The organism is Paenibacillus sp. JJ1722, assembly GCF_048282685.1.
Lineage (GTDB): Bacteria > Bacillota > Bacilli > Paenibacillales > Paenibacillaceae > Paenibacillus > Paenibacillus polymyxa_B.
Genome location: NZ_CP182500.1, coordinates 3,055,260 through 3,068,546, shown reverse-complemented (window position 1 = coordinate 3,068,546; position 13,287 = coordinate 3,055,260). Strand labels below are relative to the sequence as shown.

3 protein-coding genes and 2 pseudogenes are annotated in these 13,287 nt (G+C 42.7%); all 5 read left to right on the top strand.

The annotated features are described in order from the left end of the window. Positions 1-299 precede the first annotated feature (299 nt). Positions 300-653, top strand: a pseudogene (locus tag ACM1ND_RS13390) (isochorismatase family protein); the annotation flags it as partial. A 72-nt stretch (positions 654-725) separates the two neighbouring features. Then, positions 726-2,195, top strand: a pseudogene (locus tag ACM1ND_RS13385) (MFS transporter). 293 nt (positions 2,196-2,488) lie between these two features. After that, positions 2,489-3,136, top strand: coding sequence for a carbohydrate-binding protein (locus ACM1ND_RS13380; protein ID WP_233903715.1), 648 nt, complete (start codon positions 2,489-2,491; stop codon positions 3,134-3,136). A gap of 215 nt (positions 3,137-3,351) precedes the next feature. Continuing rightward, positions 3,352-4,632, top strand: coding sequence for a diaminobutyrate--2-oxoglutarate transaminase (gene ectB / locus ACM1ND_RS13375; protein ID WP_025719505.1), 1,281 nt, complete (start codon positions 3,352-3,354; stop codon positions 4,630-4,632). After that, a complete protein-coding gene (locus tag ACM1ND_RS13370; protein ID WP_069081030.1) occupies positions 4,625-13,264 on the top strand; it encodes a hybrid non-ribosomal peptide synthetase/type I polyketide synthase in 8,640 nt (2,879 codons plus the stop codon). Before ectB ends, ACM1ND_RS13370 begins: the two co-directional genes overlap by 8 nt. The last annotated feature ends 23 nt before the right edge of the window (positions 13,265-13,287 follow it).

Here is a 13,287-nt window from a genome sequence, read left to right as displayed (position 1 = left end):
TATTTCAGCCACTGGTTGTTGCCGAATTCTATAAGATTCGTGGTAATACTTTGTATTGACAGTGTATTTCACAATAGCCGCGACTTTTGCGGCTTTTTTCATTTATTGTTATTAGTTGTTTTCTTGGACTGGGACAAAAATCAAAATTGAGCCTTCTATTTTTACCATAAAAATGCAAGTAAATCCGTAACTGGCCGATCAAGGAAACAAGGTTGTTACCAGGTTGGTGTAGAGCAAGGTAACGTCTGGGTATCTTGGCGGCTTATTTAAATGGGGGATGAAGAGCCAGTTGCAGACTACATTCTCAGTTCCCGGCTACAGCAAGCGATCAAATCGTCCCGGAAATGCGGGTCGCCGAAACAGACCACATCATTACTAAAAAGCAATGGGGAGCTTTTTACGGAACGGAGCTCGACCTGCAGTTGCGTCGCCGGGGAATCGACACCATCGTCTTATGCGGCATCGCTACCGGGCTTGGCGTGGATACGACCGCGCGGGAAGCGTTTATGAATGGGTATCAGCTGATTTTGGCGATCGATGCCATGACCGGGTTTTCTCAAGCCGAGCACGATCACGTGAAAAATTTTATTTTTCCACGCATCGGGCGTGTTCGGACAACACAGGAAATCATTTCTGCCTTTGCTGAAGTTTGAACCCAAAGGAGATGTGCCCTTGGATTTATCAGGTTCCAGGGGTCGTTTTTTTATTTCAGGAGGTTGGTCTCTATGACCCAAAAGAGAAGTCCCAAGTCCGATAGGATGTACCCCTGGTATGTCTTATCTGTAACCAGTCTCGGAGCGTTCCTGGTTCTGGTCAATATCGGAACGCTTAATGTCGCATTGCCGGAATTAAGCCAGCAATTTCATGCGAATGCGGCAGCTTCCAGCTGGATTTTACTTTCCTATATGCTGGTAAACACTATCCTGATTTTAATCTTCGGACAAATTTCGGATATTTTCGGAAGAAGCCGAATGTATTTAATAGGAATGGCCATCTTTACCGTATCCAGTTTACTACTCGGTTATGCTTTTAATGTAGAGGTACTAATCCTTCTTCGGATCGTACAGGCTGCCGGAGGAGCGCTCGTAGTGACGAACACAACACCGCTGATTACCGATGCGTTTCCCCAATCGCAGCTGGGCACCGGTCTCGGTCTGAATTTATTGTCCGCTTCCGTCGCGCAGGTGCTTGGCCCGGTCGTCGGCGGCGTGGTCACGACCGCCTGAGGCTGGAGGTGGGTGTTCTGGTCTAATGTTCCCTTCGGGATCATTGCTCTCATCTGGGGGCTCTGGATTCTAAGGGTGAAGCCCCTAGCGCAGCTCCATAAAAAAGTGGACGGATATGGAGGCATCATGATCTTTGTCGCTTTAGCGGGTCTAATCATTGCTTTATCCAAGGGGGGAGAACTGGGCTGGGGAGACAAGCAGGTGATCGGAGGTTTTGCGATATTCGCCATATTTACTACTATATTTTTATGGCATGAGCATCGTTCAGCATCACCTCTACTAGATTTAAGCCTTTTTGAAAGCTGGACGTTCAGTATGGGGAACATCGCTACATTCTTTAATTCTTTTGCCCGTACGGCGGTTGCTCTGCTCTTCGCTCTCTATTACCAATTTGCCTTCCACCAAAACGCGCTTAATGCCGGTCTAAGGATCCTTCCAATTACGATAGGGATGTTGGTCATTTCTCCGATTGCTGGCATGTTGACTAAGAAGGCGGCCATTCGAGTTCTGGCCTCACTTGGAATTCTTATTTCTATAGCAGGACTACTACTACTCCTATTCGTGGTCGGTGGAAATTTCTCTTACGGGGTCACCGCTTGCGGCATGTTGTTAATCGGGGTCGGGACCGGTTTATTCCTTACCCCCAATACGACGGAGATCATGTCAAGCGTTCCGGAGCAAAGCCGCGGGGTGGCGAATGGACTGCGGTCCATGCTATATAACTTGGGTCAAGTGCTGAGTACGGCTCTTTCTTTAACCATCGTCGGCGCAGCGCTGCCAGCCCACCTGAAGAACGTGCTGTATTCCGGAAAGAACAATGTGATTTCTGCCGTTGATTTTGCTTTCGTCATTCACGGTTACCGCTGGGTCATCATCGCACTAATAGGGACTTCTCTACTCGCTCTTGCTGCCTCGTGGTTCCGTCCGCAACAGAAAAAAGCTTACGAAAGCTCTTCAGCGGCCTCTTGACTTTGACGCATTGATGCCGCGTCAATCCGTCCGATCCTCATCGATCGGTCCTGCGGCTGCCGCCATAACCCCAGCGCGTCCGGTAAGCCCAAACTTCTGGAGCTAGCGATATATATCCGGCGGGTAGTGGAGCGTTGCGATATACTTTCACACGACAACAAGATATCCTCTTCTCCTAAATTCCGCCTTTTGGAGGCGCGAAAAAGATGAGAGTTCTAAAGTTAGAACATGTAGGTGTTCTAACACATAACGAACATTGTTCTTTACGAACAATGTTCGTTATGGTATAAATATTGTATGAACGTCCAAATACTGCATATGCGGTAAATGATACAGTAACATATAGTGGAAGTACTTATACCTGTCTTCAGGCACATACTTCCCTTGTAGGCTGGGAACCATCCAATGTTCCTGCTTTATGGAAGAAAGGCGGCAGCGGAACTACGCCACCTACAACACCGCCAACAACGCCACCAACAGGTCCTTCAGTAACAAAGCCTTCCGAAGTTCCAAGCCACATATGGACATACACAATGAATGCGGGCGATAAATTCGGTAAAGGCGGAGATTTTGCTTTATTGCTGAGTGCTGTGATCAAAAAGGAAAGCAGCTTTGGAGCAGGCTTACCAGGCAGTCCATCAGCCGGCGACGGATTGATGCAGGTAGAACCAAACACACGTAATGCTTATTTATCTCAATTCAGCTCAAAATTTGGCCGTGCTTATAATCACGGCAGTGAACAAGATCAGGTATGCTTGGGCGGACTGATTTTAAATGAAAAGATTACTAGATTCGGCAACATATATAATGGCTTATTACACTATAACGGAGGAGATAACTGGTATCCGGGAGCTACAGACTCTTATGGCCGTCCTACTCTGGCCAATCAATATGCAGATGCAGTTTACGCTACTTATAAGGGCTATGGCGGTAAGAACTAAGATGTTATTTATTTTCCACCCTTGCAGGTTTTACAATCCTACCGTACATGTACACCCAGTTTTGTAAGTAATACCGGGAGTGGGCGGGGGAGGACAAAGGCAACGATGCACATCCACCACAAGCCGGGAGAGAACATGGATGTGGATTGGGCCGGAAAAATAAACTGAAGTTAGTGTTTAAACACTAACTTCAGTTTAAGGGAGGAATTATGAGTATGGAAATTTTTGAGCAGTATGAATCCAACGTAAGAGCATATTGTAGAAACTTCTACGATGTGTTTGACCGGGCTAAAGGTGCACTGATTTATTCAGAATCCGGAAAGAAATTTGTTGATTTTTTTGCAGGAGCAGGAGCTTTAAATTATGGACATAACAACGAATACATCAAACAAAAGATACTCGCTTATCTTGAATCGGACAGTATTACTCATGGGCTTGATATGTACACAAAAGCGAAACGTGAATTTATCGAAAAATTCTCGCAGATCATATTGGAACCCCGAAAGTTAAACTATAAAATTCAATTTTGCGGGCCTACAGGTACAAACGCTGTAGAAGCATCGCTGAAGCTTGCCCGAAAGATCACTAAACGGACTGGTATATTTGCGTTTATGGGAGGATTTCACGGAATGTCGCTGGGGAGTCTGGCTGTTACCAGCAACATTCAGAAAAGATCTTCCTCCGGCATAGCATTATCCGATGTTACCTTTTTCCCATACTCCGAGAGTCCAATTGACTCATTCGATACTATTGAATACATGGAAGCCGTTCTAAACGACGGTCACTCGGGAATCGAAAAACCGGCGGCTATTATATTTGAAACCATTCAGGCGGAAGGCGGCGTAAATATAGCTTCACCCGAATGGATGCTCAGGCTGAGGGAACTTAGCGACAGACACGGTATTCTACTGATTTGCGATGACATTCAGGTTGGCTGCGGACGCACCGGACCGTTCTTTTCATTTGAACGTGCCGGGATGATCCCTGATATTGTACTGCTTTCCAAGTCAATCAGCGGGTATGGCCTTCCCATGTCTATTCTGCTGATGAAACCGGAACTTGATGTCTGGAAGCCTGGTGAGCATAACGGTACGTTCCGGGGAAACCAGCTTGCTTTCATTGGAGCTACAGCTGCGTTGGAATATTGGGAAATGAATAATTTGGAACAGTCTGTGAAATATAAGGAAGCATTTGTAAGAGAATATTTAACCAAGCAGATTTTGTCATTACATAAGGGCCTGACCATTCGGGGTGCAGGTTTGATTTGGGGTATTGATTTTTCCAATGTGGAGGATGAGCGAATCACGCAAAAAGTAGTAGAGGAATGTTACCAAAACGGTTTAATCATCGAAAGCGCAGGAAGAAAAGACAGTGTTATAAAACTTATGCCTCCGTTAACCATCGAGCTTGAACTTTTGCAGCAGGGTTGTTCAATTATCAGACAAGCTATTCAAGAGAATATAAATAAAGTATTGGAGGTCGAAAGTTATGGATAAAATCGCCATTATAGGAATAGGATGCCGTTTGCCAGGAGGAATAAGGGGGCCTGAGGAGTTCTGGGAAGCATTGACTGCGGGAAAAGATATGACTTCCGATTTACCCGAAGGCCGCTGGGATTTAGAAAAGTTTTATGATCCTGACAAATCAAAGCCAGGCAAGCATTACACCTGTCATGGTGGATTTTTAGATAAAATAGATGAGTTTGACCCTTTGTTTTTTGGTATTTCTCCAAGGGAAGCGGCCTTTCTTGATCCACAGCAAAGACTGATGCTGGAGACATCATGGGAAGCAATGGAAGATGGAGGCTTGGATCCGGCCAAGCTAGCAGGAACCAATACCGGTGTCTTTGTAGCGGGCTTCACCCTTGACTATCAAGCAATACAATTTAAAAACGAATCGGTTGAAAGTTTAGATACACATTCGGCAACGGGTATGATGATGACAATGTTGTCCAACAGGATTTCATATATATATGATTTCAGAGGTCCAAGTTTGTCTGTAGATACAGCGTGTTCGGGCTCTTTGGTTGCAACACACCTTGCATGCGGGAGTTTATTGAATAATGAATGTAATCTCGCAATAGCAGGCGGAGTAAGTGTTATAGCTACACCTGAGTATACCATAGCGGAAAGTAAGGGTGGTTTTTTATCTCCCGATGGACGGTGCAAAACTTTCGATTCCAGTGCAAACGGTTATGCAAGAGGAGAAGGAGCCGGCGTTGTGGTTTTAAAACGCCTGTCAGATGCTATCGAAGACGGAGATAGGATTTATGCCGTAATAAGTGGATCGGGTGTAAACCAGGACGGCCACACAGACGGGATTACTGTTCCAAACGGGCAGGCTCAGGAAAACTTAATGAAGGAGGTATACAAAAAGGCAGGAATATCACCTTCAGATATAACATATATTGAAGCTCACGGCACCGGCACTCCGGTTGGAGACCCTATTGAGGCTAATGCAATAGCACGAGTGGTTTCAACAGACAGGCCAAAAGATAAAAAGTGTATTGTCGGATCTGTTAAGACAAACATTGCCCACCTTGAGGCCGCTGCAGGAGTTGCCGCACTGATAAAAGCTTCACTAATCATAAAGCATAAGCAAATACCTCCACATCTGCACTTTAAGAATCCAAACCCTAAAATTCCCTTTGACGATTTATGTATACGAATTCCTCAGACCCTGGAGCCTTTGCCGCAACCCGCATTGGTTGGCATAAATTCATTCGGTTTTGGAGGAACAAATGCCCATATCCTCTTGGAGGAAGCTACAGATCTCCAAAAAGAGGGTACTCCTGAAGTTAATGTAAATACCGGATGGCCATATATGATTCCCATATCTGCGCGCTCAGAAAAGGCGCTAAAAAACTATGCGCAAAAGTATGTTGATTTTATTAATGGAAGTGGAGAAAGTATTTCTTTATATGATATTGGAAGCATGATGAGCAAAAAGCGCACCCATCATGACTATAGACTAGCGGTTTCGGCATCTTCAAAGGAAGAACTTGCAGGAAACCTGGAAGCGTATATTAAAGGACAAGCACGCCAGGGGATGTCTGCGGGAAATGTTGAGGCAGGAAAGTACAATAAAGCTGTTTTTGTATATACAGGTATGGGGCCCATATGGTGGGCTATGGGTAGACAGCTCCTTGAAAAAGACCCTGTGTTTAGAAATATGATAGAAAAATGCGATAAACTTACACGTCAGTATGCTGGATGGTCTCTACTGGAGGAACTTCTCGCCGATGAGGAGAATTCACGTCTGGACCAGCCCCAGTTTGCTCAACCTGCCAATTTTGCTGTTCAGGTGGGTTTGACTGAAGTATGGAAATCCTTGGGTATTATACCCCATGCGGTGGTAGGACACAGTGTTGGAGAAGTGGCTTCTACATATGTTGCAGGAATTTACAGCCTTGAAGATGCCATGTTGGTAAGTATTCACAGAAGCCGTGCACAGCAAAAAGCAGTAAACAAGGGCACAATGCTGGCGGTAGGTTTACCAGAAAAAGAAGTTGTGGCCCTGCTGGATGAGAACATAAAAGGTGTTTCAATGGCAGCAATCAATAGCCCAAATTCGGTAACTTTGTCAGGTGATCCTGATGCCCTTGAGCAGATCCAAAAACAGTTGCAGGATAAGGGGGTTTTTGCGCGGCTTTTAAAGGTCAATGTAGCGTATCACAGTTACCAAATGGAACCATATGAGCAGGAGCTATTGGAGGCATTAAAAGGAATAAAGTCCCAGCCTGCCGGGATACCGATATATTCCACGGTTACAGGGAAAATGCTGACGGGTACAGAGTGTGATGGACATTACTGGTATAAAAATGTAAGAGAGCCGGTACGTTTTGAAGCAGCAATGTATGAAATGATTTCGTTGAATTATAACTTATTTATTGAGGTGGGCCCTCACCCTGTTTTAGCAGCTTCTATTTCTGATTGTCTGTCAGCTAAAAACGTTGAAGGTAAGAAGTTGTTCTCTATAAAAAGAAATGAAAACGAACAGGTTTCAATACTGGAGAACTTAGGGAATCTATATGCACTGGGATACCCTATAGATTGGAACAAGATTTACCGGTACCAAGGTGAGTTTGTAAGTCTCCCTCTTTATCCATGGCAATGGGATAAATACTGGATGGAAACGCAGGAATCAAGTGAATTTAGGCAGGGAAAAAATAAGCACAAGTTTTTAGGACGCCGTTTGAAAACTTCCAGCCCTATATGGGAGATTGAACTTAATACTACCTATATGACGTATCTTTCTGATCATAAAATACAAGGTATAGAAGTTTTCCCCGGAGCAGGGTATGTAGAGCTGGGAATGGCTTGTGCCAGAAGCTATTTTGGAGAGGGTTTTTATACAGTTGAAGATATAAAGTTTGAAAATGCTTTATTTTTAAATCAAGGAGTATCACCTGTGGTGCAGGTGGTTTTGGATCCAAAAACCGCAAAATTCGAGATTTCAAGCAGGATACCGGGACAAGATAAGACTTGGACATGCAATGCATCCGGCACAATAAGAAAACGGCAAAACATAAAGATCACTGCTAAAGATGAGTTGATTCAAATACTTGGCAATTGTACCAAAGAATACGGAAAAGAAGTATGTTATAAAACCTTCTATCAAATGGGTTTCCATTATGGTCCTTATTTCCAAGGTATAGACAAGATATGGAAAGGTGATAACGAAGCTCTTGGCAGGATCGAGATCCCTAAAATACTGGAGATTGATAGCTCTATCTACGGTCTTCACCCGGCGGTATTGGACGCCTGTTTCCAGGTTACCATTGCGGCAGTTGCACCACTTAATGAAGATGAAAATAACGAAGGCCAATCATTCCTACCTGTAGGAATAGACAGGGTGCAGCTTTATGGAAGGCCGGAGCCTGTCATGCTTTGTCATACGCAGATGGTAGATAGGAAAGATAATAATTTGAACGCCAACATCCGTCTATATAGTGAGGACGGAAATCTAATCGCCGAAATACTGGGCATAAGAACTAAGGAACTTGGAAATAGTGGAGGGTCTGATGCTGGAAGAGTTAAGGATTATCTTTATGAGATAAACTGGGAGCTTCTAAAAAGTGAAGAAGTTGATACCCGCACAGCTGCTGCTAACTCTGGAGCATGGCTTATTTTTGTGGATCATAAAGCAGCAGGAAAAGAACTGGCAAATCTCCTTGAAAAAAGGGGAGAAGAATGCTTTATGGTATATCCTGGTGAGAATTTTGGTTGGCAGTATGAAGAGCGTGAGATATATATAAACCCTCGAAGCATTGAGGATCTTAGAGCGTTGTTTGATGAATTCTCAAAAATTAAAACGAAGCTAACAGGTATTGTATATATGTGGAGCCTCAATATCCTTGAGATCCAGGAAGTTAGCAATACAGCTATAGAAAAAGCTTGTTTTGAAAACCTGTTTGTATTAAAACACCTGGTACAAGCAACCACAAATCTGGGATTAAATTTTAAGCTGTGGGTTATTACAAGAGGAGCCCAAATGATCAACAGGGCTACTCCAAATTCTGCATTCTTACAGTCGTTGGTATGGGGCCTTGGCACCGTCATAGGTTACCATGAGTTGCCTTCAAATTGGGGAGGCCTTGTAGACCTTGACATAGAGGCCAATGCGGGTGAAATGGAAATGCTGTTAAAAGAAGTCTTAGGTAATGGAGAGAACCAAATTGCTTTCCGTAATGGGAATAGACTTGCAGCAAGAATCGATAAACTGCGGATTGATATGCAGCATCAAGTACCCGTACATCTTCGCCCCGATGGAAGTTATGTTATTACAGGTGCTTTTGGTGGCATAGGTATGATTACAGCCCAGTGGATGGTTGCCAAGGGAGCAAGACATCTGGTACTGCTTGGACGCGGAGAATTTCCAAAACGTTCTGAATGGAACAATGTAGAGCCAGGCAGCAGCCTTGCAGAGAGGATTGAGTTTGTTCGTAAGCTGGAGTCCCAGGGGGCAACAGTATATATTGGATCAGTGGATGTAACTGATGAGGAAAAGCTTGCTGGATTTTTTAAAGATTTTGATAAGGAAGAAAGGCCTCCTATTCGAGGTGTTGTACATTCTGCTGGTATTACGGATGATCAATTTCTTGAGGTTAGTAAAGATGAGACTTTTTATAGGGTCCTTTCGCCTAAGGTAAATGGTGCATGGAACCTTCACCGTATGACAGAGGGACGGCCTATTGACTTCTTTATTTTATTTTCTTCAGTTGCTTCTGTATTTGGTTCACCAGGCCAGGGAGCATATGCAACTGGGAATGCCTTTTTGGACTCACTTGCACATTACCGTTTATCGAGAGGACTTCCTGCACTGAGTATCAATTGGGGACCATGGTCAGAGGTTGGAATGGCTGCAAGGTTTATGGAACGTGATCCGGAGTATTATATACAAAAATCCATAGAATCTGTAACGGTAGAAAAGGGAATTAGGGCTATGGAGCACCTTGTTGGAGAAGCTGTTGCACAGTCTGTGGTTCTACCTATACTCTCGTGGCAAACGTTTGGGGAAAAATGGTTCTCACCCATGAGTTCTCCACATGTGCTTAAAACTCTTTTGCAAGATGAGTCAGGACAACAAAAGAATATAAATAAATCAAAGGTGGATGTTGATATCCTGGAGGATATTATTTCATCTCCAATACAGAGCAGGCAGAATATCGTTGAAATGCATATTAAAACAATAGTAGCGAAGGTTTTGCGTTATAATCCTGAGGATCTAAGTACCAAACAACCACTAACTGTTTTTGGGATGGATTCATTAATGGCCACCGAAATAAAAAACAGGATGGAGGTTGCCTTTAAAACACCTGTTTCCATAGTAGAACTTCTTAAGGGTTCCAGCATATACGATCTTTCCGAGCAAATGATATCAAAGCTATACGAATCGGGAAAGATTTCAGAACAGGATTCCCTAAATATGGGTAAGGCTGAGTTTGAAAGAATACCTAAAGTTTCTGAAAAAGAGTACTATGAAACCTCATCTGCACAAAAGATGATGTATATCATTAATAATCTTGAGGGTAACAACATTGGGTATAACATACCTGTGGGAATTTTATTTGAAGGTGGGATTGAAAGGGTTGCCCTTGGGGAAGCATTAAAAACATTGATACAAAGGCATGAAGCATTTAGGACATCCTTTGAGATGATTGATGGGGAGCTTGTGCAAAGGATACAAGATGAAGTTGATTTTACTATAGAATATTTTGAGTCTGAGGAAGACGGAGTAGAGAAAATAATCGATGAATTTGTAAGACCGTTCGATTTAAGCAAAGCACCCTTAATAAGAGTAGGTCTTATAGAAATCCATGCTAGCAGGCAAATACTTTTGCTTGATGTACATCATATAGTCTCGGATGGAACTTCAATAATCAGGACTTTTGATGAAATAGTTTCTATATTAAGTGGTGAAAGCCTTCCGGCAATGGAGGTGCAATATAAGGATTTTGCCCAGTGGCAGAATGGCTTGTTTAGCACTGAGGTTTACAAAAAGCAGGAAGAATACTGGCTTAATAGGTTCAAGGGTGAAATTCCTATCCTTGATATGCCTACAGATTATCCTAGGCCTGTCCTTCAAAGCTTTGAAGGAAATAGGTTGCTATTTGATTTAGACAGTCATTTGATGGATAAATTAAATGTACTTTCCTCCCAAACAGGAGCCACCGTGTATATGATACTTCTTGCGGCATTAAATACACTAATGTATAAATACTCAGGACAGGAAGACATAATTATTGGTACTCCTATAGCGGCAAGAACTCATTTTGATACTGAAAGAATACTGGGGATGTTTATAAATACCCTGGCATTAAGGAATTTCCCAGAGGGAAATAAGGCCTTTACTGAGTTCTTGGAAGAAGTAAAAGAAAGCTCCTTAGAAGCATATGAAAATCAGGAATACAGGTTTGATCAGTTTGTGACAAAACTTAACGTAAAGAGAGATTCAAGCAGAAATCCTTTATTTACTGTTATGTTTAATATTGTTCCTTCTGATGAGCATATTATGGAACATCGTGGTGAATTAAAGTATTCCAAATATCCGGTTGAAAGTAAAACATCAAAATTCGACCTAACATTCCAGTTGATACCAGATGGTCATAATATAATATTATGGATGGAATATGCTACACGTCTGTTTAAGAAGGAGACGGTAGAAAGGCTTGTTCAGCATTACTTTAATATCCTTGAAGAGATAACCTCAAACCCTGAAAAAAAACTATCAGAAATCAATATGTTATCCCAAGAAGAAAAGGAGCGAATAATATACGGCTTTAACGATACGAAGGTTGAATTTGAACATCACCTGACGGTACACCACCTGTTTGAGCAGCAGACGAAAGTACGTCCAGACAATATAGCAGTAGCGTATGAAGGCCGTAGATTTACATATGGCCAGATCAACCAAAGGGCAAACAGGATAGCAAGGTACATGCTAAAGGCTGGCACTGGTAGAGAAGAAGCCGTAGTTGTCATGCTGGAGAGGGGACCCTTATTTGTAGAATCGGTACTTGGTATATGGAAAGCAGGGGGGGCTTACATACCTGTAAATCCAAAATACCCTACACAAAGGGTGCTTGATATATTTAAGGAATCTAAAGCTGCCTATGTGTTGACCTTATCAGATTATGTGACCCAGCAGCTTAGTGAGAACTATAAAGGCCGAATTATATACCTTGACCAGTGTGAAAAAGAGATTGAGGCTGAAAGTGGCGAAAACCTAGATCTAGATATAGACATAAATAGTTTGGCCTATGTTATATATACATCTGGTTCAACTGGTGTACCAAAGGGAGCTATGATAGAGCATCTTGGCATGATAAACCACATCCATGCGGAAATAAAGGAACTTTGTATAACTAACAACAGCATAATATCCCAGAACTCGCCTCAATACTTTGATGTATCTGTATGGCAGTTCTTTGCAGCCCTAACCATAGGAGCTCAAATTATCATCTATCCAGATGAAATAGTAAAGGATGTTGCAAGGTTTACGAATCGGATCATAGAAGATGGCATAACGGTCCTTGAGGTGGTACCTTCATACCTTGCTTTAATGCTTGAGTATGTGGAAAATACAGGGAATAAACCGGAAAAACTTCATTACTTGCTGATAACGGGAGAAACCGTAAAATCCGGCATAGTAAGGAAATGGTTTGACCTATGTCCAAATACTAAAGTAGTTAATGCCTACGGACCTGCAGAGGCAGCGGACGATATTACTCTATATACTATGGAAGCTGCTCATGAAGGAGAGAACATTCCTGTAGGCAAGCCTATACAAAATATGAATCTATATATAACAGATAAAAACATGAACCTGTGCCCTATCGGAGTAAAAGGAGAGATCTGCGTCTCTGGAACAGGTGTAGGAAGGGGTTATTTAAATGACCCTGAAAAAACAGCCCATGTATTCCTTGAAGATCCTTTCAGAGAAGAAAAGGGGATAAGGCTGTACAAAACAGGAGACCTGGGAAGATGGCTGCCTGACGGGAATATCGAATTCCTGGGCAGAATAGACCATCAGGTTAAGATCCGCGGATACCGAATAGAGCTTGGAGAAATAGAAGCTCAGCTTCTAAAACATTCTTCAATAAAAGAAGTTGTGGCAGCAACAAGGGAAGACCCCCAAGGGAACAAGTACATCTGTGCATATATAGTTGGAGAAAGTGAATTGACAATACCGGAATTAAGGGAGTATCTCTCCAAAGATCTGCCAGACTACATGATCCCTTCATATTTTGTACAGTTGGAAAAACTGCCTTTATCAGCGAATGGCAAGGTAGATAGAAATGCCCTGCCTGCCCCTGATGGAAATATTAATACAGGGGTAGACTATGCTGCACCATTCGGTGAAATTGAGGAGAAGCTTGTACTGATATGGAGCCAAATCCTTGGAGTCCAGAAGATTGGAGTAAATGATAACTTCTTTGAATTAGGAGGAGACTCATTAAAGGCAACCAATCTTGTATCAAGGGTTCATAAAGAATTTGACATAGAATTTGCATTAAAAGAAGTGTTTATGGGTCCTACAATTTCGGCAATAGCAAAAAGTATTAAAAATAGACTTAACGATACAGTGGAAATCGAAGAAATTTTAAGCATGATTGAAAATCTATAAATAGGAATTAAAAGAGATGAAAT

Coding starts and splice junctions, on each gene's coding strand:
- ACM1ND_RS13370 (WP_069081030.1), top strand. CDS start 4,625: ATGGATAAAATCGCCATTATAGGAATAGGATGCCGTTTGCCAGGAGGA.
- ectB (WP_025719505.1), top strand. CDS start 3,352: ATGGAAATTTTTGAGCAGTATGAATCCAACGTAAGAGCATATTGTAGA.